27 protein-coding genes and 1 pseudogene are annotated in these 25,092 nt (G+C 72.7%); 12 read left to right on the top strand and 16 right to left on the bottom strand.

Annotation, left to right across the window (positions count from 1 at the left end; all coding sequences use genetic code 11):
- Window position 1 precedes the first annotated feature (1 nt).
- Window positions 2-709, bottom strand: coding sequence for a thiamine pyrophosphate-dependent enzyme (locus tag FB470_RS19570; RefSeq protein WP_306993520.1), 708 nt, complete (start codon window positions 707-709; stop codon window positions 2-4).
- A 52-nt stretch (window positions 710-761) separates the two neighbouring features.
- Here FB470_RS19570 and soxR point away from each other — a divergent pair, with 52 nt between their 5' ends.
- Window positions 762-1,223, top strand: coding sequence for a redox-sensitive transcriptional activator SoxR (soxR, locus tag FB470_RS19565; RefSeq protein ID WP_306993519.1), 462 nt, complete (start codon window positions 762-764; stop codon window positions 1,221-1,223).
- Window positions 1,224-1,769: 546 nt separating this feature from the next.
- On the opposite strand, the gene FB470_RS35775 is transcribed toward soxR, so the two are convergent.
- Window positions 1,770-2,129, bottom strand: coding sequence for a DUF2695 domain-containing protein (locus tag FB470_RS35775; protein ID WP_370876504.1), 360 nt, complete (start codon window positions 2,127-2,129; stop codon window positions 1,770-1,772).
- Between the two features lie 80 nt (window positions 2,130-2,209).
- Here FB470_RS35775 and FB470_RS19560 point away from each other — a divergent pair, with 80 nt between their 5' ends.
- Both FB470_RS19560 and FB470_RS19555 read left to right on the top strand, forming a co-directional pair.
- Window positions 2,210-2,695, top strand: coding sequence for an RNA 2'-phosphotransferase (locus FB470_RS19560; RefSeq protein WP_370876503.1), 486 nt, complete (start codon window positions 2,210-2,212; stop codon window positions 2,693-2,695).
- Complete coding sequence (locus tag FB470_RS19555; protein ID WP_370876682.1) at window positions 2,581-2,994, top strand: GNAT family N-acetyltransferase; 414 nt, start codon at window positions 2,581-2,583, stop codon at window positions 2,992-2,994. Before FB470_RS19560 ends, FB470_RS19555 begins: the two co-directional genes overlap by 115 nt.
- A 618-nt stretch (window positions 2,995-3,612) precedes the next feature.
- On the opposite strand, the gene FB470_RS19550 is transcribed toward FB470_RS19555, so the two are convergent.
- Window positions 3,613-4,200 carry a TetR/AcrR family transcriptional regulator gene (locus tag FB470_RS19550; RefSeq protein WP_306993515.1) on the bottom strand — a complete coding sequence of 196 codons (588 nt, stop codon included), beginning with the start codon at window positions 4,198-4,200 and terminating at the stop codon, window positions 3,613-3,615.
- 184 nt (window positions 4,201-4,384) lie between these two features.
- On the opposite strand from FB470_RS19550, the gene FB470_RS19545 reads away from it, so the two are divergent.
- Window positions 4,385-6,556 carry an MMPL family transporter gene (locus FB470_RS19545; protein WP_306993513.1) on the top strand — a complete coding sequence of 724 codons (2,172 nt, stop codon included), beginning with the start codon at window positions 4,385-4,387 and terminating at the stop codon, window positions 6,554-6,556.
- On the opposite strand, the gene FB470_RS19540 is transcribed toward FB470_RS19545, so the two are convergent.
- From FB470_RS19540 to hisD, 4 genes are read right to left on the bottom strand one after another with little or no spacing between them, the layout of a single operon-like run.
- Window positions 6,553-6,711 carry a hypothetical protein gene (locus tag FB470_RS19540; RefSeq protein WP_306993511.1) on the bottom strand — a complete coding sequence of 53 codons (159 nt, stop codon included), beginning with the start codon at window positions 6,709-6,711 and terminating at the stop codon, window positions 6,553-6,555. The two genes, FB470_RS19545 and FB470_RS19540, sit on opposite strands and share 4 nt — an antisense overlap.
- Window positions 6,708-7,307 (bottom strand): imidazoleglycerol-phosphate dehydratase HisB, encoded by a 600-nt coding sequence (hisB, locus tag FB470_RS19535; protein ID WP_167112405.1) that lies wholly within the window; start codon window positions 7,305-7,307, stop codon window positions 6,708-6,710. Before hisB ends, FB470_RS19540 begins: the two co-directional genes overlap by 4 nt.
- Window positions 7,304-8,401, bottom strand: coding sequence for a histidinol-phosphate transaminase (locus tag FB470_RS19530; protein WP_306993508.1), 1,098 nt, complete (start codon window positions 8,399-8,401; stop codon window positions 7,304-7,306). Before FB470_RS19530 ends, hisB begins: the two co-directional genes overlap by 4 nt.
- Window positions 8,398-9,723 (bottom strand): histidinol dehydrogenase, encoded by a 1,326-nt coding sequence (hisD, locus tag FB470_RS19525; RefSeq protein ID WP_306993506.1) that lies wholly within the window; start codon window positions 9,721-9,723, stop codon window positions 8,398-8,400. Before hisD ends, FB470_RS19530 begins: the two co-directional genes overlap by 4 nt.
- Window positions 9,724-9,772: 49 nt before the next feature.
- Between hisD and FB470_RS19520 the strand changes: the two genes are divergently transcribed.
- Entirely contained in the window at window positions 9,773-10,567 is a 795-nt protein-coding gene (locus tag FB470_RS19520) for a carbon-nitrogen hydrolase family protein (protein WP_306993503.1), read from the top strand.
- Here FB470_RS19520 and FB470_RS19515 read toward each other — a convergent pair.
- Complete coding sequence (locus tag FB470_RS19515; RefSeq protein WP_306993501.1) at window positions 10,564-11,406, bottom strand: MerR family transcriptional regulator; 843 nt, start codon at window positions 11,404-11,406, stop codon at window positions 10,564-10,566. The genes FB470_RS19520 and FB470_RS19515 overlap by 4 nt on opposite strands.
- Before the next feature lie 80 nt (window positions 11,407-11,486).
- Between FB470_RS19515 and FB470_RS19510 the strand changes: the two genes are divergently transcribed.
- Together FB470_RS19510 and FB470_RS19505 are read left to right on the top strand one after the other, a co-directional pair.
- Entirely contained in the window at window positions 11,487-12,269 is a 783-nt protein-coding gene (locus FB470_RS19510; protein ID WP_306993499.1) for an SDR family oxidoreductase, read from the top strand.
- 14 nt (window positions 12,270-12,283) lie between these two features.
- Window positions 12,284-12,616, top strand: a complete 333-nt coding sequence (locus FB470_RS19505; protein WP_306993498.1) for a nuclear transport factor 2 family protein — start codon at window positions 12,284-12,286, stop codon at window positions 12,614-12,616.
- A gap of 29 nt (window positions 12,617-12,645) precedes the next feature.
- Here the strand turns inward: FB470_RS19505 and FB470_RS19500 are convergent, their stop codons facing one another.
- Entirely contained in the window at window positions 12,646-13,281 is a 636-nt protein-coding gene (locus FB470_RS19500; RefSeq protein WP_306993496.1) for a LuxR C-terminal-related transcriptional regulator, read from the bottom strand.
- Between the two features lie 84 nt (window positions 13,282-13,365).
- Between FB470_RS19500 and FB470_RS19495 the strand changes: the two genes are divergently transcribed.
- The gene (locus FB470_RS19495; RefSeq protein ID WP_306993494.1) at window positions 13,366-14,433 is read left to right on the top strand and encodes a type VII secretion protein EccE; all 1,068 of its coding nucleotides are present in this window, start codon (window positions 13,366-13,368) and stop codon (window positions 14,431-14,433) included.
- 77 nt (window positions 14,434-14,510) lie between these two features.
- On the opposite strand, the pseudogene FB470_RS35770 reads toward FB470_RS19495, so the two are convergent.
- Window positions 14,511-15,134: pseudogene (locus FB470_RS35770) on the bottom strand (transposase).
- Between the two features lie 46 nt (window positions 15,135-15,180).
- A complete protein-coding gene (locus FB470_RS19490) occupies window positions 15,181-16,221 on the bottom strand; it encodes an ROK family transcriptional regulator (RefSeq protein ID WP_306993493.1) in 1,041 nt (346 codons plus the stop codon).
- Between the two features lie 103 nt (window positions 16,222-16,324).
- Between FB470_RS19490 and FB470_RS19485 the strand changes: the two genes are divergently transcribed.
- Entirely contained in the window at window positions 16,325-17,395 is a 1,071-nt protein-coding gene (locus FB470_RS19485) for a dihydrofolate reductase family protein (RefSeq protein ID WP_306993491.1), read from the top strand.
- 91 nt (window positions 17,396-17,486) lie between these two features.
- On the opposite strand, the gene FB470_RS19480 is transcribed toward FB470_RS19485, so the two are convergent.
- The 4 genes from FB470_RS19480 to nadA all read right to left on the bottom strand — a co-directional run bounded on the left by FB470_RS19480 (window position 17,487) and on the right by nadA (window position 22,336).
- A complete protein-coding gene (locus tag FB470_RS19480) occupies window positions 17,487-18,776 on the bottom strand; it encodes a sensor histidine kinase (RefSeq protein WP_306993489.1) in 1,290 nt (429 codons plus the stop codon).
- Between the two features lie 61 nt (window positions 18,777-18,837).
- Complete coding sequence (gene nadC, locus FB470_RS19475) at window positions 18,838-19,686, bottom strand: carboxylating nicotinate-nucleotide diphosphorylase (protein ID WP_306993487.1); 849 nt, start codon at window positions 19,684-19,686, stop codon at window positions 18,838-18,840.
- Window positions 19,683-21,329, bottom strand: coding sequence for an L-aspartate oxidase (locus FB470_RS19470; RefSeq protein WP_306993485.1), 1,647 nt, complete (start codon window positions 21,327-21,329; stop codon window positions 19,683-19,685). Before FB470_RS19470 ends, nadC begins: the two co-directional genes overlap by 4 nt.
- Complete coding sequence (gene nadA / locus FB470_RS19465) at window positions 21,326-22,336, bottom strand: quinolinate synthase NadA (protein WP_306993483.1); 1,011 nt, start codon at window positions 22,334-22,336, stop codon at window positions 21,326-21,328. The genes FB470_RS19470 and nadA overlap by 4 nt, the downstream gene beginning before the upstream one ends.
- A 92-nt stretch (window positions 22,337-22,428) precedes the next feature.
- Here nadA and FB470_RS19460 point away from each other — a divergent pair, with 92 nt between their 5' ends.
- The 3 genes from FB470_RS19460 to FB470_RS19450 all read left to right on the top strand — a co-directional run bounded on the left by FB470_RS19460 (window position 22,429) and on the right by FB470_RS19450 (window position 24,350).
- Window positions 22,429-23,085 (top strand): NUDIX hydrolase, encoded by a 657-nt coding sequence (locus FB470_RS19460; RefSeq protein WP_306999375.1) that lies wholly within the window; start codon window positions 22,429-22,431, stop codon window positions 23,083-23,085.
- Window positions 23,086-23,129: 44 nt separating this feature from the next.
- A complete protein-coding gene (locus FB470_RS19455) occupies window positions 23,130-23,843 on the top strand; it encodes an LON peptidase substrate-binding domain-containing protein (RefSeq protein ID WP_306993481.1) in 714 nt (237 codons plus the stop codon).
- Between the two features lie 243 nt (window positions 23,844-24,086).
- Window positions 24,087-24,350: a WhiB family transcriptional regulator gene (locus FB470_RS19450; protein WP_306993480.1), complete on the top strand. Its 264-nt coding sequence runs from the start codon at window positions 24,087-24,089 to the stop codon at window positions 24,348-24,350.
- Window positions 24,351-24,408: 58 nt separating this feature from the next.
- Here the strand turns inward: FB470_RS19450 and FB470_RS19445 are convergent, their stop codons facing one another.
- The gene (locus tag FB470_RS19445; protein WP_370876502.1) at window positions 24,409-25,005 is read right to left on the bottom strand and encodes a DUF2567 domain-containing protein; all 597 of its coding nucleotides are present in this window, start codon (window positions 25,003-25,005) and stop codon (window positions 24,409-24,411) included.
- Window positions 25,006-25,092: the final 87 nt, after the last annotated feature.

Below are 25,092 nucleotides of genomic sequence, written 5' to 3'. Positions count from 1 at the left end.
CTCAACTTCCCTTCGGCTCGACGACCGCGACTACGCACAGCGGGCGGTCCGGGTGGGGCGTGGTGAAGGCGTCGTGGAGCGCGTCGTGGTCGCGTCCGTCCACAGTGCGGGTGGCCCAGCCCTCGACGGCGAAGCGCTGGGCGATGCCGCCGGGCCACCCGTGCGTGGCCGACTGGTTGTCGACCACGACGACGGTCAGTTGGGCCATCGACGCCCGTCCGGCGAGCGCGATCGCCTCGTGGTTGGAGCCCTCGTCGAGTTCGGCGTCGCCGGTCAGCACCACCACCTTCGGCTCCGTCAGTCCCCGCGCGCGCAGGCCGAACACCATGCCGGCGCCCAGCGCCAGCCCGTGCCCGAGCGACCCGCTGGAGATCTCGACGCCGGGGACGAGCACCCGGTCCGGGTGCATGCCCAGCCTCGAGTCCGAGCCTGCCCAGCCGGGCAGTTCCGCCGGGTCGAGGAACCCCTTCGCGGCCAGCACCGCGTAGTAGGCCATCGGCCCGTGGCCCTTGGACAGCAGGAACCGGTCGCGGGCGGGGTCGTCCGCGGTGGCGGGTGAGACGTTCAGCACCCGGTCGTACAGCACCCACAGGACATCTACTGTGGACTCCGCGGCCCCGGAGTGCTTCTCGTCGCCTCGCATGGCGGCGATCAGCCGCGGCAGGTCGGCGTAGCCCAGTGCCCTCGTCGGGGCGTCACCTGTTCTCATGCACCGACCGTGCAACCTCGACTTAAGTTGAAGTCAAGGCTAGGCTGACGCCGTGACCAAGCTTGCCGACCACCTGACCATCGGCCAGGTCGCGGAGCGCAGCGGCGTGCCGCACACGGCGCTGCGCTTCTACGAGGACCGTGGCCTGATCTCGTCCGAGCGCTCCGCGGGGAACCAGCGCCGCTACCCGCGGTCGGTACTGCGCCGGATCGCGTTCATCCGTGCCGCGCAGCGGGTGGGCCTCAGCCTCGAGGAGATCCACGACGCGCTGGACACCCTGCCCCGCGACCACGCCCCGACGAAGGCCGACTGGGCCCGGCTGTCCCGCGGATGGCAGGACGAACTGGACGCCCGGATCGACGCACTGCAGCGGCTGCGCGACCGGCTGACGGGCTGCGTCGGCTGCGGATGCCTGTCGCTGCGCGTGTGCGGCCTCTACAACACCGACGACCGGATGGCGCAGTACGGGCCCGGCGCGCGCGGCCTGAAGCCCGCCGTCGAGGGCGGCGCGTAGGCGGGTCACCGGCCCGTGGTTCTACTCGCCCGGCCGCGACGCCCCACTGCGCCGGCCACGTTGCCAGGGGCTGCCGCTGTCGGTGAGCAAGCTGGGCTGCGGCGGCGTGGCTAGCCGGTTGCCCGGAAGCGAGCACGGTCTTTCCTCTGCGGTCGTTCGCTGAGCCACCACCATCTGCGAGCAGGGCACGCGTGTCTGGGGTCCGCTCGTGTGCCGCCGGCAGGCAGGCCTGCGCATAGCGAATACCGTGCTCGCCACCGCGCTGACGGCTGAGCAGACCACCACAGTCCAGTCGTGCTCGCCGAGAGTTGCCGCGGCGGCGAGCTGCGGACGTGCGTCGGCCGTGTCCGCCGAGGTCTCACCTCCGCCTCGGCGGCGAGCAGTCCTGCCCCGCACCCACGAGGTTCACGGCATTCCGGCGCGGCAGATCCGCGGACACGCGGGTGTGCCGCCAGCCGGGGTGCTTCGGTTCCCGAGATGCCTCCGTTCCTGCACCGGTCTCATCGACAAATGGACGTATCGGCGGGCAGGCGTCGGGGTTTGTCCTCAACCGGGCGGCGGGCGGCCGTGGGCGGAGCAGGGTTTCGTCGAGCCGCGGCGGACTCCGCGACACGGTGCGGGCGGCCCCGGTGCGACAGGGGTTCCATGCACCGGCGGCGCGTGACTTCCCGCCGGTGGCGACGCGCCGCCGAGCGCGGCGGGCACTCCGCAGTCGCACGGGATGGCGCGCAGCGTTCGGTCGAGCGTCTTCACTTCCGGAGCGCGGAGAGCGCGCCAATGCCGCGTCCAGCGCGGAGTGCCGTCGCAGCCGAAGTCGGTCAGCATTCGCGTCACGTAGCAGGGCAGGCATTCCCCGTCCTGCGGCTCGGTCCACAGATCGAGCAGGGCGCTGGCGGTGTGGCGCATGGAGATCGTCCCCTTCCGGTTCGTGCTTCCTGCTTACCAGCACCCACCGACAAAACCGTTGCGCCGCTTACGCCGTTGAAGTGGTGGCGGGGAACGACAAACAACGCTTCGCGTTCGACGAGAGCGGCACGCTGATCCGAGCCGCACACTGGCGGTGGACCCCGGCTTGCCGGACGCCACGCCGCCGGACGAACTGTTCCACGGCACCGCTGAACAGTTCCTGCTCGCTGCGCCCGCAGTCGCGGCACGACGTGCACCTTTCGCGTGACCTCGAGACCGCCGTCCGGGTCGGCTCGCGGCACGGCGCACCGGTCGTGCTGACTGTCGACGCCGCGGCGATGACCCGCCACGGGTACCACTTCCAGGTGAGTGCGAACGGGGTGTGGCTCACCCGGGTGGTGCCTTCGGAGTACCTGGCCCATCACCGAGTGACCACAATGAGGGTGTGCGGATCAGGCCAGCCGATGTCACCGACGCCGAAGCCGTCTTCACGGTGCTCGACGAGTCCCACGGGGCCCGGCGCCCGGCTTTCGACCGCAACTACGAGCAGATCATCGCGGCGATGACCTACGACGACACGGACTTCCTGGTCGCGGAGGCCGATGGCGAGGTGGTCGGGTACGCGCTCGCCACGCGGGTCCTGTCCCTGTACGCCAATGGGCCGGTCAGCCAGCTGCTGGAGCTGGCGGTCGCGCCGGCGCACCGCGGACGGGACATCGGCGGGCAACTCGTCGACGCGATCGTGCATCGCGCGCGGCAGGCGGGAGCGGTGGAGGTGATCGTCGTGGCCCGGCGCACGCGGGGCTACTTCGAGCGGCGGGGGTTCACCGAGGTCTCCAACTGCCTGACGCTGCCGCTGACGTGAGGAGCCGGGGCACGCTCCGGCCGGGAGGGTGCCGGCGGAACGGGGACTCGCGCGCGGGAAGGCGGGGCGGCACGAGGGCCGAGGCCGGGCGGCGGGCTGGGTCGACAGGGAGGGCTGCGGGCCGGGCCGAACAGGCAGGCCCGCGATGGCGCCCGCCGCTCAGATGAGGCATGCGGGCCGGGGGCACTCGACGGGCGCCGGGCCCCGTGGGCACGAGCCGGACAGAGCAGGCAAGACGAGCCCCCTCAACGGCAGGCGCTCCAAGCACCGAAGGCGAACCGGGCCATGAAGGCACCCGACGCCCAGATCAGAAGGCCGGAGCAACCGACGGGAACACGTCGCGGGCACAAGCCGGACAGGGCACCCAAGACGAGCCCCTACGGCAGGCGGGCCAAGCGACGACGGCGACGGCCGTGAAGACGACCGTCACGCAGATCAGAAGGCCGGAGCAACCGACAGGCGCAAGCCGCAGACACAAGCCGGACAGAGCAGGCAAGACGAGCGCCTCCTCATCGAGACGCGAGCGGGGCCGAGGAGGTGCGCGCTTCAGCGAGGCTGGGGTTCGAGCCTCGGCGAGTCGGGTCGAGCGCCGGCGGGGGCCGGCCGCGAAGAAAGTCCTCAGCCGACCGGGTGTTCGCCGCGACGGCGGGGGCGTCCGAGGAGCTTGCGGCCCACCTCGAGCAGCGACGAGCGCAACGTGTCGTCTCCGTAGTGCGCCAGCTCGGGCGACCCGCCGGCCAGTGCGATGCCCGCGACGGCCGCGTGCGCCGCCACCACGCGCGCCGGGTCGGGGTTGGGGCCCGTCAGGATCGTCATCATCCCCACCATGAAGCTCTCCTTGCCGAAGAAGTGCTTCTCCAGCGCCCGCGCCACCCCCGGATCACTCGAGAACAGCGCCACCAGCGCCCGGTGCCGCACCACGACATCGACGAACCCGGCCAGCAGGTGATCGATCCGCGCGCCCGGCCGGCGCTCCCGCGCCGCCTCCTCGACCGTCGCCTCCAGCTCGCGCAACCCGGGCTCCACCACGGCCTCGGTGATCTCGTCCTTGGTCTTGAAGTGGTAGTACACCGCGGCCTTCGTGACGCCGAGCTCGTCGGCGATCATCTGCAGCGACGTGCCCTCCACGCCATGCGCGGTGAACAGCTTCAACGCCGTGGCGAGCAGGCGCGTACGGGTGTCCTCGTGACCGGCCACGGCTGCCATCGACTGGTGAACCTCCTCGTCAGCAGCCGAAGAGTACGCGACCGGAAATCCCCCGGCAAACCTGTCAGGCACTAGCCGTGCGGCTACTCACACACTAGCCGATCGGCTTGTAACTGCACTTGCCGATCGGCTAGCTTCGAAGTCACCGGATCGGATGTCACTCGACTGAATTGGAGCCGAGTACGTGGCCACCCTGCTGTACCGCCTAGCCCGGTTCTCGTTCCGCCGGCGCTGGCTCGTCGCGACCGCCTGGACGGCGATCCTGCTCGTCCTCGGCGGCGGCGCGCTGACGCTGTCCGGCCAGATGACGAACTCGGTGACCATCCCCGGCACGGAGGCGCAGCAGGCCATCGACCACCTGAAGGACAAGTTCCCGCAGGCCGCGGCCGGGAACGCGACCGCGCGCGTCGCGATCGAGGCACCCGCCGGGCAGAAGCTGTCCGAGAACGCCACCCGCGTCACCGTCGAGGACCTCGTCGGCAAGCTGCAGAAGGCGCCCAACGTCGTCGCGGTCACGGACCCGTACCAGAGCGGCACCGTCTCCGAACGCGTCGCCGTCGCCCAGGTCAGCTACAAAGTCCCCGCCCCGGAAGTGACCGACAGTGACCGCGAAGCGCTCAAATCGGCGGCCAACGCCGCGAAGAGCGCCGGTTTCACCGTCGAATTCGGCGGCGACGCGATTCAGGGGATCCCCGCCACGGAGGCCACCGAAGGCGTCGGTGTGATCGTCGCGGCCATCGTCCTCGCGATCACCTTCGGCTCGGTCGTGGCCGCCGGCCTGCCGCTGCTCACCGCGCTCATCGGCGTCGGCGTGGGCATGGCGGGCGTGATGACGGTGTCCGGGTTCGTCGAGCTGAACTCCAACACCCCGATCCTCGCGCTGATGCTCGGCCTCGCGGTCGGCATCGACTACGCCCTGTTCATCGTATCCCGCTACCGGCACGAGCTCGCCGAAGGCCACGAGCCGGAACAAGCCGCCGCGCGCTCGGTCGGCACCGCCGGGTCCGCCGTGGTGTTCGCCGGCCTGACGGTGATCATCGCGCTGGTCGGGCTGACCGTCGTCGGCATCCCGATCCTCGGCCAGATGGGCATCGCGGCCGCGGTGACCGTGGCCGTCGCGGTCCTCATCGCCCTGACCCTGCTGCCCGCGCTGCTCGGGTTCGCCGGGCGCAAGGTGGTCGGCAAGCGCACCCGCCCGAAGCACACCGGCAAGCCGGCGATGGGCGAGCGCTGGGCCCGCCACGTCGGACGGCACCGCGTGCCCGTGCTGGTCACCGCCGTGGCCGGGCTCGCCGTCGTCGCGATTCCCGCGCTGAACATGCAGCTCGGGCTGCCCACCGACGCCACCGCCGCGCCCGAATCGACGCAGCGCAAGGCCTACGACATGATCAGCGCCGGCTTCGGCGAGGGCATGAACGGACCGCTCATCGTCGTCATCGACTCCTCGCAGGCCCGCGATCCGCGCCTGGCCGCGACGGAGGCCACCGATTCGATCTCCCGGCTGCCCGACGTCGCCGCGGTGACCAAGGCGCAGTTCAACGTCGAGGGCGACACCGCGCTGGTCACGGTGATCCCGAAGAGCGGCCCGAGCAGCGAGCAGACCGAGCGGCTGGTGGCGAGCATCCGTGACCAGTCCGACCGGCTCTCCGGCGCCACCGGCGCGAAGCTGTCGGTCACCGGTCAGACGGCGCTGCAGATCGACGTGTCCGAGAAGCTCGCCGGCGCGATGCTCCCCTACCTCGGGCTGATCGTCGGGCTCGCGTTCCTGCTGCTGATGCTGGTCTTCCGCTCGATCGTCGTGCCGCTGAAGGCGACACTGGGCTTCCTCGGCTCGGTCGTGGCGACGTTCGGCGCGGTGGTCGCGGTGTTCCAGTGGGGCTGGCTCAACGACCTGCTCGGCGTGAAGTCCACCGGCCCGATCATGAGCATGCTGCCGATCCTGCTGATCGGTGTGCTGTTCGGCCTCGCGATGGACTACCAGGTGTTCCTGGTGACCCGCATGCGCGAGGACTACGTGCACGGGGCCGACGCCCGCGACGCCGTGGTCAGCGGGTTCCGGCACGGTGCGCGGGTCGTGGTCGCCGCCGCGCTGATCATGATCAGCGTGTTCGCCGGCTTCGTCGCCGCGGAGCTGTCACTGATCCAGTCGATCGGGTTCGCGCTGGCGTTCGGCGTCGCGGTGGACGCGTTCGTGGTGCGGATGACGATCGTGCCCGCGGTGATGACGCTGCTCGGCAAGCACGCGTGGTGGCTGCCGAAGTGGCTGCAGCGCGTGCTGCCGAACGTGGACGTCGAGGGCGAGAACCTGAAGAAGCACCTCGACGACCGGCGCGAGCTGCAAGGGGCGCGCAGCTAGCTGACCAGCCAGGCGATGGCGCCACCGACGGCCAGGAGTGCCGCGACCAGCAACAGGGTCGCGAGCACCTTGGCCGTCTTCCACGTGCTGTAAACACCGCCGACGAGGAAACCGCCCAGCGCGAGCAGGAGAACGGCCACGAGCTCCTTGCTCACAGGACACCCTTCGTCGACGGGATGCCACCCGCGCGCGGGTCGGGCTCGGTCGCGGCGCGCAGCGCACGGGCGACCGCCTTGTACTGCGCCTCGGCGATGTGGTGCGGGTCGCGGCCGTGGACGACCCGCACGTGCAACGCGATCTGCGCGTGGAACGACAGCGAGTCGAACACGTGCCGGGTCAGCACGAACGGGTAGTTCCCGCCGATGGTGAACGTGTTGAACTGCTCCGGCTCGCCCACGTGCACGCAGTACGGACGCCCGGACACGTCGATCGCGGCGTGGGCCAGCGTCTCGTCCATCGGGATCCACGCGTCGCCGAAGCGGCGGATGCCCGACTTGTCGCCGAGCGCCTGGCGGATCGCCTGCCCGAGCACGATCGCGGTGTCCTCGACCGTGTGGTGCGCGTCGATCTCGATGTCGCCGGTCGCGTCGATCTTCAGGTCGAGCGAGCCGTGCACGCCGAACGAGTTGAGCATGTGGTCGTAGAACGGCACCCCGGTGGACACCTCCACCTGGCCGGTGCCGTCGAGGTCGACCACCACGGTGATCGAGGACTCCTTGGTGGTCCGGGAAACCTTGCCGACGCGGCTCACCGCGGGACCTCCTTGCTCGCCGCCAGGAAGGCGTCGTTCTCCTCCGGGGTGCCGACGGTCACCCGCAGGTGCCCTTCGATGCCGACGTCGCGGATCAGCACCCCGTTGTCCACGTAGGCCTGCCAGCTCGCGCGCGCGTCGGCGAAGCGGCCGAACAGGATGAAGTTGGCGTCGCTGGGCACCGGGGTGAACCCCAGGCCCAGCAGGCCCTCGACGACCCGCTCGCGTTCGGCCGCGAGTTTCGCGACCGACGCCAGCGTCTCGTCCGCGTGCCGCAGCGCCGCGCGCGCAGCCGCCTGCGTCAGCAGGGACAGGTGGTAGGGCAGGCGCACCAGCTGCAGCGCGTCGATCACCGCCGGAGCGGCCGCGAGGTAGCCGAGCCGGCCGCCGGCGAACGCGAACGCCTTGCTCATCGTGCGGGACACGATCAGCTGCGCGGGGTAGGCCTCGATCAGCTCGACCGCGCTGCGCTGCGACGAGAACTCCGCGTACGCCTCGTCCACCACGACGATGCCCGGCGCGGCGCGCAGCACCAGCTCCAGCTCGCCGAACGGGATCGACCCGCCGGTCGGGTTGTTCGGGCTGGTGACGAACACGACGTCGGGCTGACGCTCGCGCACGATCCGGGCCGCGGCCTCGGTGTCGAGCGTGAAGTCGTCGCGCCGCGGGGTGGCGACCCAGTCGGTGCGGGTGCCGGCCGCGATGATCGGGTGCATCGAGTACGACGGCTCGAAGCCCAGCGCGCTACGGCCGGGGCCGCCGAAGGCCTGCAGGATCTGCTGCAGCACCTCGTTGGACCCGTTGGCAGCCCACAGGTTCCGCTCGGTCAGCCGCACCCCGGTCGCGCCCGACAGGTACGCGGCGAGGTCCTGGCGCAGGGCGATCGCGTCGCGGTCCGGGTAGCGGTGCAGGCCCGCGGCCACCTCGCGGACGGCCTCGGTGACGTCGTCGACCAGGGCCTGCGGCGGCGGGTAGGGGTTCTCGTTGGTGTTGAGCCGGACCGGGACGTCGAGCTGCGGCGCACCGTAGGGGCTGCGGCCCCGCAGGTCCTCGCGCAGCGGCAGGTCCTCGAGACGGACGTCGTCGGAACTCACGCGGCTCCTCCCGGGAAACGGGCGGTGACCGCTTCCCCGTGTGCGGGCAGGTCTTCGGCGTTGGCCAGCGAGACGACCTTGCCGGCCACCTCGCGCAACGCCTCCTCGCTGTAGTCGATGACGTGGATGCCGCGCAGGAAGCTCTGCACCGACAGGCCCGACGAGTGCCGCGCGTAGCCGCCGGTCGGGAGCACGTGGTTCGAACCCGCGCAGTAGTCGCCGAGCGAGACCGGCGCGTACGGGCCGACGAACACCGCGCCCGCGTTGCGCACGCGCGCGGCGACCGCCCGCGAGTCGGCCGTCTGGATCTCCAGGTGCTCGGCCGCGTAGGCGTCCACGACGCGCAGCCCCTCGTCCACAGTGGACACGAGCACGGTACCGGACTGCTTGCCGCGCAGCGCTTCGCCGATGCGCTCGGCGTGCTTGGTCGCGGCGACGCGGACGGCGAGCTCCTTGTCGACGGCGTCGGCCAGCTCCTCCGACGTGGTCACCAGCACGCTCGCGGCGAGCGGGTCGTGCTCGGCCTGGCTCACCAGGTCGGCCGCCACGTGCACCGGGTCGGCCGTCTCGTCGGCCAGGATCGCGATCTCCGTCGGGCCCGCCTCGGAGTCGATGCCGATCAGGCCGCGCAGCAGGCGCTTGGCGGCGGTCAGGTAGATGTTGCCGGGGCCGGTGACCAGGTCGACCGGGACCAGCTCGGCGCCGTCGGTGTCGGTGCCGCCGTAGGCCAGCAGCGCGACGGCCTGCGCGCCGCCGACCGCCCACACCTCGTCGACGCCCAGCAGCGCCGCCGCGGCCAGGATCGTCGGGTGCGGCAAGCCGCCGAACTCGGCCTGCGGCGGCGAGCACAGCACCAGCGAGCCGACGCCCGCGACCTGCGCCGGGACGACGTTCATCACCACGCTCGACGGGTACACCGCCAGGCCGCCGGGCGCGTAGAGGCCGACGCGCTCGACCGGGACCCAGCGCTCGGTGACCGTGCCGCCCTCGGCGACCGTCGTGGTCACGTCCGTGCGGCGCTGGTCGGCGTGCACCCTGCGGGCCCGGTCGATCGACTCCTCCAGCGCGGCGCGCACGGCCGGGTCGAGCGTGGTCAGCGCGGACTCGATCTCGGCGCGCGGCACGCGGACGCCCGCCGGGCGCACCTTGTCGAAGCGCTCGGTGTACTCCAGCACCGCCTCGACCCCGCGCTCGCGGACCGCCTCGACCACCGGGCGGACCTGATGCAGCGCCGCGTCCACGTCGATCTCGGCACGCGGGAGCGTGGCTCGGAGTTCCGTGGCGGACGGCACGCGTCCACGCAGGTCGATGCGGTTCAACATGGGTCTAGGGTACGAGTTGGAACGTTGACGACGACCAGGGAGGTAGCCCGTGCTCCGGATCGGCTTGTGCCAGCTCACATCGAGTGCCGAGCCCGCGGAGAACCTCGCCCCGATCCGCGAGGGCGTGGCGCGCGCGGCGGGCGAGGGGGCGCGGGTCGTCGTGTTCCCGGAGGCGGCGATGGCGCGGTTCGGGGTGCCGCTCGGTCCGGTCGCCGAACCGCTGGACGGCCCGTGGGCCAAGTCGGTCGCGGCGATCGCCGACGAGCACGGCGTGCTCGTGGTCGCCGGCATGTTCACGCCCCACGACGACGGGCGGGTGCGCAACACGCTGCTCATCACCGGGCTCGGGCACCACCTCGGCTACGACAAGATCCACCTCTACGACGCGTTCGGGTTCCGCGAGTCGGACACGGTCGCGCCGGGCTCCTCGCCGGTCACCGTCGAGGTCGACGGTGTCACCCTGGGCTTCGCCACCTGCTACGACGTGCGGTTCCCGGAGCTGTTCCGCGCACTGGCCGACCGGGGCGCGTCCGCGGTCCTGCTGCCGACGTCGTGGGGCGCGGGCGAGGGCAAGCGGGACCAGTGGGAGGTGCTGGTGCGGGCGCGGGCGCTCGACTCCGGCTGCTGGGTGCTGGGCTGCGGCCAGGCCGACCCGGTCGCGGCCGGTGTCGAGGTGAACCCGAAGGCGCCGACCGGCATCGGGTACTCGACGGTGGCGGACGGGTTCGGGCGCGTGCACGCGCAGCTGGGCGCGGGGCCGGAGTCGGTCGTCGTGGACATCGACCCGGCGGTCGCGGACAAGGCCCGCAACGCGACCGGTGCGCTGGCGAACCGGCGGCTCTAGTTGTGGCCGGGGCGCTGCGGGGTCCCGGAGACGGGTGAGAGCCGGAAGACCGGCCAGCCGATCTCGGTGCGCCAGGTCTCCGGGGCAGCGTCGTCACGGGGGCCGCGAACGTAGGTTTCGTGAACCGGCCCGTCGACGGCGAGCGCGTGCTCCACGACCCAGGCACCGAGCCGGCCGTACGTGACGTCGATGTCGTCGTGCGGCCCCCGGTGCACCGCGACCGCGAGCTCGGTGGCGGGCAGCACGTGCCGGATCACGCGTCCGCCGGGCGAGAAGCCGGACGCCGGCCGGTAGATCACCATCGTGCCGCGGCCCGTGGTGAACAACTCGTTGTCGTACACGCCACCGGGCGGTCCCCCGCACTCGTGCCCGGCCACGGCCGCGTCGAGTTCGGACATCGCCTCGGCGTACCACGTCAGCACGTCCTCCCTGGCGACGGTTCCGCGGACGGCGGCGACGGTGCGCGACGGTACCGACCGCAGCTCGACCGCCAGCCGCTCGACGTCGGGCCGCAACAGCTGCCGCAACGACGCGACCGCGGCCCGCGTCCGGTCCAGCTGCGCTTCCAGCCGCCGCAGGTGCTCCGCGGTCAGCTCGGCGCGGGCTTCCGGGTCCTCCGTGGCCAGGATCCGCTTCACGTCGGCCAGCGGCATGTCCAGCTCCCGCAGCCGGTGGATCACCTGCGCGTCCGGGATCTGCGCGGTGGCGTAGTAGCGATAGCCGGTCGCCGCGTCGACCGAAGCCGGTTCGAGCAGGCCGGCTTCGTGATAACGGCGCAAGGTGCGCACGCTCAGGTGCGTGAGCTGGGCGAATTCCCCGATCGTGAGGCCACGGCGCATACCGCCACTGTGCACCCTCTCCCCGGGGGAGAGTCGACCGCGCTTGACCCTCGCCCCGGGAGAGACCACACGCTCGGGGCATGACGAACCCGACAACCGAACGGCTCGACGGCCGGCGAGCCGTCGTCACCGGCGCGAGCAAGGGCACCGGCGCCGCCATCGCCTCCCGCCTGCGCGACCGCGGGGCGACGGTCCTCTCGGTCGCGCGCACCCGCCCGCCCGGCGCCGGCTTGTTCCGCCGCGCCGACCTCACCACCCCGGAAGGCATCGCCACCGTCGCCGAGGGTGTGCGCCAGGAGCTCGGCGGGGTGGACATCCTCGTGCACACACTCGGCGGGTCCAGCGCGCCGCCCGGCGGGTTCGCCGTGCTCACCGACCGGGACTGGGACACCGAGCTGCGGCTCAACCTGCTGGCCGCCGTCCGCCTGGACCGCACCCTGCTCCCGGCGATGCTGGAGGCCGGCCGCGGCGCGGTGGTGCACGTTTCGTCCATCCAGCGGCGCCTTCCGTTGTACGACGGGACACTCGGGTACGCCGCCGCCAAGGCCGCGCTCACCACCTACAGCAAGGGACTCGCCAACGAGGTCGGCCCGCGGGGTGTCCGCGTCAACGTCGTCTCGCCCGGGTTCATCCGGACGAGCGCGGCCGACGCCCTGATCGAACGGATGTCCGCCGCGCACCGCTGCTCCCCGGAGCAGGCGCTGTCGCGGCTCATGGATTCCCTCGGCGGCATCCCGCTCGGCCGCCCGGCCGAGCCCGCCGAGGTGGCCGAACTCGTCGCGTTCCTCGTTTCCGACCGCGCGGCCGCCATCACCGGCGGCGAATACACCATCGACGGCGGGACCGTCCCCACCGTCGGCTGACGAACGGAGCAGTCATGACCATCGCACTTCCCGAAGTGATCACCTCGTACCTGGCCGCCCACTCCTCCCGCGACACCGAGACCGCGCTGGGACGGTTCACCGACGACGCGACCGTCACCGACGAGGGCCACATCCACCGGGGACCGGCCGAGATCCGCGACTGGCTCCAGCGGGCGGGCGGTGGGTACACCTACACCACCACGCTCATCGCCACCGAACGCGTCGACGACGACCACTACGTGGCGACCCACCGTCTGGAGGGCGACTTCCCCGGCAACGTCGTCGACCTGCGGTACCGCTTCACCCTGCGGGAGGGAAGGATCGCCGCCCTGGTCATCGAGCCCTGATCGGAGGCCGATCACCGCGGAGACCGGCGCTAGGCCATCCCTTCCTCGATCGCCAGGCGGGTGAGTTCCGGCCGGCGGCGGCGGCCCGTCTTGTCGCGGATCCGGTCCAGGTAGCTGCGGACGGTGCGGACGCTGATCGACATGGCCTCGGCGATGTCGGCGTCCCGCTCCCCCGCCGCGACCAGCGACAGCACCTGCCGCTCCCGGTCGGACAGCACGCTCTTCACGCCCGCCCGCGGGCGCGTCGAGTCGAGCAGGTAGGACGCGAGCGTCGGCGAGACGTAGGAGTTGCCCGCCGCGATCTCGCGGACCGCGCGCACGATGTCGTCGCCGTCGGCGTCCTTGGACAGGTAACCGCGAGCGCCCGCGGAGATCGCGCCCAGCACCTCCTCCTGCCCGGCGTGCGCGGACACCACGAGCACGTTGTGCCCCAGGCGCACGATCTCCTGGACCGCCTGCGAGTCGGTGACGCCGCGCAGCTTGAGGTCGAGCACGACGACGCACCCGGCGGGCTCGTGCGCCGCGGCGAAGTCCGCGACCGACTCCGCGACGGGCCCCAGTTCGATGCCGGGCGCTTCGGACAGGACGTTCGCGACCGCGTAGCGGTACAGCGGGTGGTCCTCGACGACGCCGACCCGGATGGGCCCGCCCTCGCTCGCGGCCATGTCGCCTCGCTCCCTGTGGGCATTTTTCCCGGCAGCGAAAGCCGGTTCCCCGGTTATTCTGTACCAGGAGCAAGGAGAAGCGAGTTGACCGCTGCCGACGCGGGGGTCTCCGCCGGTGGCGGGACGGGACCCCGAGCACACCGGCCCCGCCGGACCACCTTGGCGCCCTTCCTGCTGCCCATCTCCTTCGCCCAGGTCGCGGTGTGGGAATGCGCGCTGATCGCGGTGCTGCTCGCGGTCGAGGACGCGTTGCCCGCGAAGGTCGTCGTCACCGTCCTGGCGCTGGTGGTGATCGCCGCGACCTCGGTCCGGTTCGCCGGCAGGCACCTCGCCGGGTGGGCGCTGACCTGGGTGTCGTTCCGGCTGCTGCAGCACGACGAACGCCGCCTGGCTCCGGACCCGCTGCGCGTGCTCGCGCACGACTTCCGGCTCCGGCAGCACGTCGACCGCGCGGGCAACCGGTTCGGGGTGGCCGGGGTCGGGGACGGCTGGACGGCGGTCATCCGGCTGCGTGAGGGGGTCGAGCCCGATGTCGCGAAGGTGCTCGACCTGATGCGCGCGGCGTGCGACAACCCGGAGATCCCGCTGGCCGGTGCGCAACTGCTGGTGCGCACCAGCTACGGCGAGCGCACCTACCTGGTGGCGGTGCGGTACCGGTCGAGCGAGGCCCCGCTGGCCGCGCTGGCTCGCGGTGGGGGCGAGCCAGGCGAGCTGCGGGCCACCACGCGTGCCGCGCTGGCGCTGATGGGTGCGCTCGCCAAGGCCGGGTACGGGAGCACGCTGCTGGAGGTCGGCGAGCTGGCCACCGAGCTGCGCGCCAGCCTCGGCACGGAGTTCCCGGCCCGCACCCGGGTGACCGACGGCTGGCGGGCGTGGTCGGCGGGCAGCGCGGCCCAGGCCGGGTTCGCGCCGCTGACCCGGGACGACGTGCCCGTGCTGCTGACGGCGACCGCAGCGGACGCGGCGATGACCGTCGCCTCCTGCACGCTGCGGCGCACCCGCTTCGGGCGGCTGGCCGAGGACGTGACGCTGCGGATGGCCGGTACGCGGCGCCCGCCGCGCGCCCGCGACCTCGACGTGCCGGTCGTCCCGTTGTACGGGCGGCACGCCTCCGCCGTGCGGCGCACGCTGCCGCTCGCGCTGCCCCGCTGACCGGTCGTGAAGATCGGCGCCGTCGCCGGTCCGGACGAGAAGGGGGACACCTGCGCCGGTACCCCTAGGCCCTGTCCTCAACGCCAGCTGAGCAGTGTGGCCAGGTCGATCGTGCTCCGGTAGGAGGTGGCGGTCTTGTCGAATCGGGTGGCGATGGCGCGGAACTGTTTGAGGCGGTTGACGCATCGTTCGATGATGGTGCGGCGTGTGTAGGCAGCGCGGCCGGTTGGCCTGCTGGTCCCGGCGTTCGGGAATGGTCGCTGGGATGCGCCGTCGGCGCCGGTAAGAGCGGATGGCGCGGCTGGAGTAGCCCTTGTCGGCCAGACCCCTGCTCGACCGGGTCGGCGGACGGCCCGGGCCCGGCCGGCGGACGTCGATGCCTGCCCTGACCTGCGGGAACAGGGTGCAGTCGTAGACGTTGCCGCCGGTCAACAGGATCGACAAGGACCGTCCGTGGCCGTCGCAGGCGAGGTGGATCGGCAGCGTGCTCATGCGCCCGCACGATGCTGGAATCGACCGAGACCTCGCGGTCGAGTTCGTCAACCGCCTCGGCGATCACACGAACCTGCGCCCACCAGGGCGGACAGAGTGCCGGTGCGTGACCAGCGCCAGAACCGGTTGTGTCCCTTCGTCTCCGACACCGGCAGCAACGGCTCGATCACCTGCCACTGCTCATCAGACAACTCATGCCGACGCACCACAACCCAAGATCAAACCAGGTCGAATCACCGACTTCGAGGGCATCACCTAGTCCATCAACGGGGTCGGGTCGGTGTAGACGCCGGCCAGGACGCCGGTGCACGCGGCGACGGCCTGCACGTCCGGGCCGAACCTGGTGACCGTCACCAGGTCGGTCCCGGGCAGCGCCGTCGTCGCCGCGAAGGTGTGCAGCAGGGTCGCCAGGTGCTCGGGCGCGTCGGTGATGTTCTGGCCGCCGAGGACGACGTGGTCGGGGTTGACGAGGTCGCGCAGGATCGCCACCGCACGGCCCATCGTCGCGGCCCGCTCGGCGAAGGCGCCCCGGTCGGTCTGGGCGTTGATCGTCGCCTCGAGGCAGCCGGTGCGCCCGCACGGGCACCGCACGTCGCCGCCGATCGGCAGGTGCGCGATCGTCCCGGCCTGGCCGGGCCCGCGGTGCAGGACGCCGTCGACGACGATCGCGGCGCCGACCACCTGGCGGGCGTAGAAGTAGAGCAGGCTCGGGTACTGCTTGCCCTCGCCGAAGAGCAGTTCGGCGTGCGCCATCGCGGGCACGTGACCGTCGACGTGGACCGGCAGCCCGGTCCCGCGCGACAGCACGGTGCCGGCGGGGACGCGGTGCCAGCCCAGCCGTTCGTGCGTGACCAGCCCGCGGGCGACGTCGACCTGGCCGCCGGTGGCGAGCCCCAGCCCGACGACCCGGCGGTCCCGCCAGCGGCGCAGGAACGCGCGGACCTTCGCGGCGAGGAACGCCAGACCGTCTTCGGCGCTGCCCCGCGGCGTGGAGACCCGCTCGCTGCCGACCAGCCGTCCGCGCAGGTCGACGAGACCGAACGTGGTGGTGCGGACGCCGACGTGCACCCCGCACGCGGCCAGGACGGTGTCGTCGATGTCGACCGGCACCCGCGGGCGGCCGACCGCGCCGACCCGCGCCAGGTCGGGCACGTCGCGGACCAGCCGGGCCTCGGTGAGCGCGGCGACCTGACGGCTGACCGTCGGCATGCTCAGCGACGTCAGCTCGGCGATCGCGGCGCGCGACAACGGTCCCTCGCGCCTGATCGCGGCCAACACCGCGGCGGCGTTCGACACAGCTCGACCCCCAGCGCCCGGTGAACGGTTCCACCCTGCACGAAAGTGCCCGCGGACTCCGGTGTCAACGCGGTCCGCCATCCGGGATGGCAGACTCCGGCAGGTGACCCGGCGACCTTACGTCCTCGCCTCCGCGGCGGTCTCCCTGGACGGCTACCTCGACGACACCAGCGACCGGCGGCTCCTGCTGTCCAACGAGGAGGACTTCGCGCGCGTCGACGACGTGCGCGCGAGCGTGGACGCCATCCTGGTGGGCGCGGGCACGATCCGCACCGACAACCCGCGGCTGCTGGTGCGGTCCGGGCGCGCGACCCCGGCGAAGGTCACCATCACCGAGAGCGGCGACCTCGACCCCGCGGCGAACTTCTTCACCACCGGGGACGTCGAGAAGCTGGTCTACACCCCGTCCGCGGCGGTTCCGGGGGTGCGCTCGCGGCTGGGCGCGGTGGCGACGGTCGTGGACGGCGGTGATCCCCTCGACCTGCACCACGTGCTGGCCGATCTGGCCGGGCGCGGCGTGGAGCGGCTGATGGTGGAGGGCGGCGGGGCGGTCCACACGCTGTTCCTCACGGCGGGCGTGGTCGACGAGCTGCACCTGGCGATCGCGCCGGTGTTCGTGGGCGAGGCGGCGGCGCCGCGGTTCGTCGGCCCCGGCCGGTTCCCGCCGGGGCGCCTGCAGCTGACCGAGACGCGCCGGATCGGTGACGTGGTGTTCATGCGCTACCACCTGGGCCAGGCGGCGAGGGATCACGCGCGGCTGCGGGAGGCGATCGCACTGGCGGAGCGGTGCCCGCCGTCGACGACGTTCCGCGTGGGAGCGATCGTGGTCTCCGCGGACGACGAGGTGCTGGCCACGGGCTATTCGGGCGAGACGGACCCGCACGACCACGCGGAAGAAGTGGCGATCGCGAAGCTGCGGCCCGGCGACCCGCTCGACGGGGCGACGATCTACACGTCGCTGGAACCGTGCAGCGCGCGGGCCTCCCGGCCCGTTTCGTGCACGCAGCACATCCTCGACGCCGGCATCCCGCGGGTGGTGTTCGCCTGGCGCGAGCCGAACCTGTTCGTGGACTGCGTCGGGGCGGAAACGCTGCGCGCCGCGGGCCGCGAGGTGCGGGAACTGCCTGAGCTGGCGGAGCTGGTCAAGCAGACGAACGCGCACCTGCCCTGGTAGCGCGGGCGAAATGCGCTAGGGACGTGAAAAGACTCCCGGCTGGCCTACTCCGAGGTCCTGCCGGACGAGAAGGGCGACACCCGCGCCGCAGCTACCGCGGCACCCACAACGTCACCCGCGTGCCGTGCCCAGGCTTCGAGTCGATCCGGCACCAGCCGCCGGCCTCGGTGAGCCGCGCCTTCATCGACGAGCTCACCCCGAAGCCCGCGGGTCGCTGGTCCTCGTCGTAGCCGACGCCGTGGTCGCGGATCACCACGGCGATCCCGCCGTCGTGTTCGGCCAGGCGTATCACGACTTCCCGGGTGCCGGCGTGTTTCAGCGTGTTCCGCAGCGCCTCGCGGGCCGCGTCGCGGACGGCCGCTCGCCGGGCTTCGGTCAGGGTGTCGCCGGCCAGGTCGGTCAGCGCCAGCTTCGCCCGCAGCCCCTCTCGCGCCATCTCGGTCGCCAGCCCGGTCAGCTCCGCGGCCAGCCCCTCGCCCTGCCCACCGGGTGCCCCGATCCCGCGACGCACCTCCCCTGCCTGTGCCCGGGCCTGCGCACGCACCCGCGCCAGCGCGCCCGCGGGATCGTCCGCGTCACCCGGGCCGCGCATCGCCATCGCTTCGAGCGCCTGCAACACCGTGTCGTGCAGCGCGCGCTCCGTCCGCGCCCGCTCGCCGGACACCCCGAGCCGCATGCCGATCGCCAGCGCCAGCCGCGTCGCCACGCCCAGCAGCACCAGCGTCCCGGCCGCCACGACCACCGCAACCAGCGCCGTGCCCGTACCGCCGATGAGCGCGGGCACCCACATCGGCAGCTGGCCGCCGAGCGCGAGCAGTCCCAGCTGGACCGGCACGCCCAGCACCACCAGCGTCACCCCCGCCGGCACCCCGCGGCACATCGTCCACAGCCCGACCGTCCCGGTCCAGTTCAGGAACGGTATCCACGCCGCCGCCCAGTACAGCGACGCCGGCGCGACCGCGCTCACCAGCACCCCGCCCGCCAGCGCGAACACCAGATCCGCGCCCAGCACCAGCCGGGTCGTGCGCCCGTCGCGGTCGGGCACCCGCAGCACCCACACCAGCCCGGCCAGGTTCGCCACCACCCCCACCCACGCCACGATCGTCGCCGCGGGCAGCGGGCCGTAGGCGGCGACGAGCCACACCCACGCGATCGGCAGCGTCCCGATGCGGTAGACGAGCGGCAGCAGCACGGCGTAGCGCGTCGCGCGCACCATCAGTGACGACCGCGGACCGTCGGTGCTGCTCGCGGCGACGGCGCCGATCCGCCGGAGCGCGGACACCGGCTCCGGATCGTCGATCTCGTCCGGCAGTTCGGGGGGCGTGGACGCCAGCACTCCCGCACCCTTGCTCAGCAAGGTCAGCAGGAAGTTGGCCGCCATGCCCGTTCCTTCCTCCCCCGGACCCCTAGTCATAGCAAGCCCGGGGAAGGAGGGACAAGGTTCAGCGGAGATCCATCCCGAGGTCGAGCGCGGGCGAGGAATGGGTCAGCGCGCCGACCGACAGGTAGTCCACGCCGGTCTCGGCGTAGGCGCGCGCGTGGGGCAGCCGCAGGCCGCCGGAGGCCTCGAGCCGGGTCTTGGGCGACAGCTCGTCCTTGCGGCGCACCGCTTCCGCGCACTGCTCGGGGGTGAAGTTGTCGAGCAGGACCTCGTCGGCGGACGCCTCGAGCGCTTCGGTGAGCTGGTCGAGCGTGTCCACCTCGACCTCGCACGGCAGCCCGGGCGCGTGCTCGCGCGCGGCGGCCAGCGCGGCCGTCACCGAACCCGCGGCGACGACGTGGTTGTCCTTGATGAGCACGGCGTCACCGAGGCCCATCCGGTGGTTCACGCCGCCACCGCAGCGCACCGCGTACTTCTCCAGCAGCCGCAGGCCCGGCAACGTCTTGCGGGAGTCCCGGATCGCACACCCGGTACCGTCCACAGCGGACACCCACGCGGCCGTCGCGGTGGCGACACCGGACAGGTGGCACAGCAGGTTCAGCGCGGTCCGTTCGGCCGTGAGCAACCCGCGCACCGGCCCGCGCACGACGAGCGCGGGCTTGCCCGCCACCAGCCGGGTGCCGTCCTCGGCGCGGTCGAGCACCTGGTAACCGGAGCCGAGCACGGCGTCGAACACGATCAGCGCCACCGGGCCGCCGGCGAAGGTGCCGTCGGCGCGCGGGGTGATCTCGGCGACCGCGGTCGTCTCGGCCGGCACGGTCGCGGCGGTGGTCGCGTCGGGGCCGTACCGCAGGTCCTCGGCCAGCGCGACCTCCACGACGCGGCGGGCGTCCTCCAGGTCCAGGGTCATGCCACTCCTTCGGTGCAGACGGGGTCGGCCAGCACCGGCTGGCCCGACGGGTTGAGGCGGATGAGCTGGCTGCGCTGCCACCGCACGTCGTCGCGGTGCGGGTGGTCGCTGCGCACGTGGCAGCCGCGCGACTCCTCGCGGCGGGCCGCGGCCGCGAGCAACGCCTGGGCCACCAGGGTGAGCGCCGCGTTCTCGACGTCCGCGTGCGTCCGCAGTGGACCGTCCGATGCCGACAGGTCGAGGACGGAACCGGCCACCGCCAGCCCTTCCGCGTCCCGGCCGATCGCGGCGTACCGGCTCATCGCGCGCTGCAGCGCGTCCCGCTCGGCGATCCGCACCCACCCCCACGCCGGTGCGGACGCCTGCCGCGGGTCGCCCAGCAGGCCCGCGGCGAGGTCGGCGGCCACCGCCTCCGCGGCGGCCCCTCCCGTGACCAGCCCCTCCAACAGGCTGTTCGACGCCAGCCGGTTCGCGCCGTGCAAGCCGGTCCGCGCGACCTCACCGGCCGCGTACAGGCCGGTGACACCGGTGCGGCCGTCCGTGCCGGCCACGATCCCGCCGCAGGCGAAGTGCGCCGCCGGGGTCACCGGGATCGGGTCCCGCGCGGGGTCGACACCGATGGCCCGGCAGGCCGCGAAGACCGTCGGGAACCGGTGCGCGAACCCGGGCACACCCGTGGCGTCGAGGAACACGTGGTCGTCGATCCCGCCCGGTGCGGACGCGAGCCGCCGCGTGATCGCACCGGACACCACGTCGCGCGGCGCGAGGTCGCCCAGCGGGTGCACGCCCTGCATGACCGACGCCCCCGCTCCGTCGACGAGCACCGCCCCCTCGCCGCGCACGGCCTCGGTGACCAGCGGGCAACGGCCCCGCGCACCCGGCGTGTAGAGCACGGTCGGGTGAAACTGCACGAACTCGAGGTCGGCGGCGACCGCGCCGGCCCGCAACCCGAGCGCGACGCCGTCGCCGGTGGCGATCTCCGGGTTCGAGGTGGCCTGGTAGAGCTGGCCCATGCCGCCGGTGGCGAGCAGGACCGCGGGCGCGCGCAGCACGCCCGGCCGCCCCTCCGGGTCGAGCACGGTCACCCCGGCGACGTCGCCGCGCGGCGTGCGCAACGCGTCGACCGCGATGTGCCGCTCCAGCACTGGCAGGCGGCGCCCGGTGGCCTCGGCGACGAGCGTCCGCTCGACCTCCGCGCCGGTCGCGTCGCCGCCGGCGTGGATGACCCGGAACGCGCTGTGCCCGCCCTCGCGGGTGCGGGCCAGCAGCCCGCTCGCGCCGGGGTCGAACCGCGCGCCGGACGACCGCAGCCAGGACACGGCACGGGGACCGCGGGACACGACGGCATCGACCGCGTCGGCGTCGCACAGGCCGGCGCCCGCGATCACCGTGTCGTCGGCGTGCCGGGAGACGGAGTCACCCTCGTCGTGCTCGCCCTCGAGCACCACGGCGACACCACCTTGTGCCCAGCGCGTGTTGCCGTCGCCGACCGCCGCCTTCGTCACGACCAGCACCCGCAGGCCGAGCTCCTGCGCGCGGATCGCGGCGGTCAGCCCGGCGACGCCGCTGCCGAGCACCACCAGATCCGCGCGAGCCTCCCAGCACGGGGTTTTCGTCTGATCGTCGATAACCGGGCGGGTCATTCGCCGCCGCCGGGCTGCCCGATCTCGATCATCCGCTGCACCGAGGCGCGGGCCCTGGCGGCGGTCTCCGGGTCGACGTGCACCTCGTCGGCGCCTTCGCGCAGCCCGCGCAGCAGCGCGGCCGGCGTGATCATCTTCATGTACGCGCAGGACGCGCGGTCGTTCACCGCGCGGAAGTCGATGCCCGGCGCCGCCTTGCGCAGCTGGTGCAGCATGCCCACCTCGGTGGCGACCAGCACCGACTTCGCCCTGGTGGCGCGGGCTTCGTGCACCATGTCGCCAGTGGACAGGATCTTCACCTTGTCCGCGGGCACCGCGCCCTCCCCGGCGAGGTAGAGCGCCGAGGTGGCGCAGCCGCACTCGGGGTGGATGAACAGGTCGGCGTCCGGGTTCGCGGCGGCGCGCTCGGCCAGCTCGGGGCCGTTGATGCCGGCGTGCACGTGGCACTCGCCCGCCCAGATGCGCAGGTTCTCGCGCCCGGTCTTGCGCTTGACGTGCGCACCCAGGAACTGGTCCGGGCAGAACAGCACCTCGCGGTCGGCCGGGATGGAGGCCACCACGTCGACGGCGTTGGACGACGTGCAACAGATGTCGGTCTCCGCCTTGACCTCGGCCGTGGTGTTCACATAGGACACCACCACCGCGCCGGGGTGTTCGGCCTTCCACGCGCGCAGCTGGGCGGCGTCGATGGAATCGGCCAGTGAGCAGCCCGCGCGCGCGTCGGGGATCAGCACCGTCTTCTCCGGCGCCAGGATCTTCGCGGTCTCCGCCATGAAGTGCACGCCGCAGAACACGATCGTCGACGCGTCGCTCGCCGCCGCGATCCGGGACAGCGCGAGGGAGTCCCCGGTGTGGTCGGCGATGTCCTGGATCGCCGGCGCCTGGTAGTTGTGCGCCAGCAGCACGGCATCCCGCTGCCGCGCCAGCTCGCGCACCTCTTCCGCCCACGCCTCGTCCGGCTCGACACCGCCGTACGGGGTCATCTCCTGCACAGTCGCTGCAGTCATCGGCCCTCCTGGACCCGTCGCTGGTTTTCGCCTTACAATCGAAAACCGTGCGAAGCCATATTAACAGCAGCGCCCCCCTGGCACACGAGGTTTTGGCGGCGGTCCTCCAAGTGCGTTCCGCCACACTGCAGGTGCTGCTGTGGCGCCGGGCGCTGGATCCGCACGTGGGACGCTGGTCACTGCCCGGCGGGCGGCTGCGGCCCGACGAGGACGTGGAGACCTCCATCCGCCGCCAGCTCGCGGAGAAAGTGGACATCCGGCAGTTGAGCCACGTCGAGCAGCTCGCGGTGTTCAGCGCACCGGACCGGGTGCCCGGCCCGCGCGTGGTCGCCACCGCGTTCCTCGGCCTGGTGCCCTCCGACGTCGACCCGGAGGTGCCCGAGGACACCCGCTGGCACCCGGTCGGCGACCTCCCGCGCACCGCGTTCGACCACCACGACATCGTGCTGCGCGCCCGTGACCGCCTGCGCTCCAAGCTGTCCTACACCAACGTCGGCTTCGCGCTCGCGCCCCGGGAATTCACCATTTCGGCCCTGCGCGAGCTGTATTCGGCCGCGCTCGGCTACAAGGTGGACGCCACGAACCTGCAGCGTGTGCTGTCCCGCCGCGGGCTGCTCTCCGCCACCGGCCACACCGCCGCGCCCGGCCGCAGCGGCGGCCGTCCCGCCGCGTTGTTCTCCTTCACGGGGAAGGGGATCCAGGTGACCGACCCGTTCGCCGTGTTCCGCCCGCCGCCCCGGCGGCGCTGAACCGACGCTGAGCGAGAACCACCGGATCGACGTACCGTGTAGCCGTGGATGCGGAGCGGCAGGAAAGAGCGACAGAGATCATCCCCCTTTTCCCGCTGCAGACCGTCCTGCTCCCCGGCGCCACGCTGCCGCTGCACCTGTTCGAGCCGCGCTACCGGCAGCTCGCGGTCGACCTGCTGACCGGGACGGTACCGGATCGCCGATTCGGGATCGTCGCGATCCGGACCTCCGCCGTGCGCGAGGTGGAGGACCTCGGCCACGTGCACGGGATCGGGTGCGCGGCCCTGCTCGGTGACAGCGAACGGCTGCCCGACGGCCGGTTCGACATCATCACGCGCGGCGAGCGCCGGTTCCGCGTCCTGGAGATCGACAACGCCCGCGCGCCCTACCTCGTGGGCACCATCGAGTGGGTCGACGACGCCCCGGTGCCGGCCGGTGCCGCGCGGGCGGTGGAAGGCCTGCGCAACGCCGCGCTGTCCGCGCACGCCGCCTACTGCGACGCGGCGTGGCACCGCGACAACTGGGTCACCCCCGGCCCCGAGACCGGCCCCGGACCGCTGTCGTACCTGCTGGCGGCCGATTGCCTGCTGCCACTCGCCGACCGGCAGATGCTGCTCGAGGAGACCCAGCCGCTGCGGCGTCTGCGCATGGTCAGCCAGATGCTGCGCCGCGAGGCCGGCTTCCTCCGGAAGCTGCGCGCGGTGCCCGCTCCCCCGCCCGAGTTGATCCAGCTGGGCCTGCCCGCCAGCCTGAACTGAGACGCTGGCCACAAGGTTTTCGCAGGTCGCCGGGGAACAACGATCTCACTGGTACCGTTGGACCTTCGGCGCTGCAAACAGCCCCTGCCACCGGCCCGGCGGATCAAGGTGATTGATCCACGCCCGGTGTGGCAACCCCAGATATCGCGAGAACAACGAGATGGGCCCTGTTGTGCGCTCATCACCGTGCCGGCGCGCCAGCGCCGGTGCACCACGCAAACGCATGAGAGGAGGCGGCACGCCATGAACCGTGACGCGATCGACTGGCGTACTCGTGCCGCCTGCCGGGACGAGGACCCTGAGCTGTTCTTCCCCGTGTCCGAAATGGGCCCGGGCGCCCGGCAGGTCGCACGGGCCAAGGCGGTGTGCGCGAGCTGTCCGGTGCGCGCCGAGTGCTTGGCCTACGCACTGGACGCCGGTCTCGACAACGGCATTTTCGGCGGCACGACCGAGCGGGAGCGGCGGAGCCTGATCCGCCAGACCCGCCGGCGCGCCGAGGCGGCCTGAGACACCGGACGGCCGGGACTCCGACAGGGTCCCGGCCGTTCGCGTTTTCCGGGGTGGTTCAGCCCAGCCTGCGGCCCAGGTCCTCGCGGCCGTTCCACCCCGCGAGCAGCCCGTAGGCCAGCGCGGTGCCCAGCGGCTGGGCCACCAGGACCCACATCGACTCGATGCGCGGGGCCCGCGAGATCACGTCCCCGACGGCCGGTGTGCTGGTGACGGCGTAGTGGCCGTTGGCGAACGCCACCCCGATCTGCGTGCCGAGCCACGCGGCGAGCAGCCCGCCCAGCACGGCGGCGATCAGCACCACCGGCCCGCGGCGCTCCCGCAGCATCCACACGGCGACTCCGGTGATCAGCCCGGTGGCCAACCCCAGCAGCGCGTAGACCGCCAGCGCGTCGAAGCGGTGCCAGCTTTCCAGCTGCAACGGAACCAGCTGGCCGGCGTCGAACACGCGCACCCGCTCCGGCGGCGCGAGGCGGGACCACAGCCAGCCCAGCGGGATGCCGAGGATCCCGATCAGCGACAGCAGGCTGACCGCGGGCAGCAGGTCGGCCTTCACGACCACGCGCGGGCGTGGCGGCCTGCGGGCGAACAGCACGGCAGGCAGCTCCGGGCCGCCTGCTCCGGGCCTGGCCTGCACCGGCGACGAGTCGGCCACCGCGCCCCCTTTCCGTCCGCGTGGATCCGCCGCCACGAGGTTAGCCGGTCGCCTCACCCGTGTACTCACCGTGTCGGCCGCGTCGCG

Source organism: Amycolatopsis thermophila, from assembly GCF_030814215.1.
In the GTDB taxonomy this organism is placed as follows: domain Bacteria; phylum Actinomycetota; class Actinomycetes; order Mycobacteriales; family Pseudonocardiaceae; genus Amycolatopsis_E; species Amycolatopsis_E thermophila.
Note: the sequence above shows the minus strand (reverse complement) of the source record. Positions and strands in the feature narration are given on the sequence as shown.

Bases quoted from the DNA above. Each gene is read 5' to 3' on its own strand.
- FB470_RS19570 (WP_306993520.1), bottom strand. From the start codon at position 709: ATGAGAACAGGTGACGCCCCGACGAGGGCACTGGGCTACGCCGACCTG.
- FB470_RS35775 (WP_370876504.1), bottom strand. From the start codon at position 2,129: ATGCGCCACACCGCCAGCGCCCTGCTCGATCTGTGGACCGAGCCGCAG.
- FB470_RS19550 (WP_306993515.1), bottom strand. From the start codon at position 4,200: ATGGCAGCCGTGGCCGGTCACGAGGACACCCGTACGCGCCTGCTCGCC.
- hisD (WP_306993506.1), bottom strand. From the start codon at position 9,723: ATGTTGAACCGCATCGACCTGCGTGGACGCGTGCCGTCCGCCACGGAA.
- FB470_RS19515 (WP_306993501.1), bottom strand. From the start codon at position 11,406: ATGCGCCGTGGCCTCACGATCGGGGAATTCGCCCAGCTCACGCACCTG.
- FB470_RS19510 (WP_306993499.1), top strand. From the start codon at position 11,487: ATGACGAACCCGACAACCGAACGGCTCGACGGCCGGCGAGCCGTCGTC.
- FB470_RS19505 (WP_306993498.1), top strand. From the start codon at position 12,284: ATGACCATCGCACTTCCCGAAGTGATCACCTCGTACCTGGCCGCCCAC.
- FB470_RS19500 (WP_306993496.1), bottom strand. From the start codon at position 13,281: ATGGCCGCGAGCGAGGGCGGGCCCATCCGGGTCGGCGTCGTCGAGGAC.
- FB470_RS19480 (WP_306993489.1), bottom strand. From the start codon at position 18,776: ATGGCGGCCAACTTCCTGCTGACCTTGCTGAGCAAGGGTGCGGGAGTG.
- nadC (WP_306993487.1), bottom strand. From the start codon at position 19,686: ATGACCCTGGACCTGGAGGACGCCCGCCGCGTCGTGGAGGTCGCGCTG.
- FB470_RS19470 (WP_306993485.1), bottom strand. From the start codon at position 21,329: ATGACCCGCCCGGTTATCGACGATCAGACGAAAACCCCGTGCTGGGAG.
- nadA (WP_306993483.1), bottom strand. From the start codon at position 22,336: ATGACTGCAGCGACTGTGCAGGAGATGACCCCGTACGGCGGTGTCGAG.
- FB470_RS19450 (WP_306993480.1), top strand. From the start codon at position 24,087: ATGAACCGTGACGCGATCGACTGGCGTACTCGTGCCGCCTGCCGGGAC.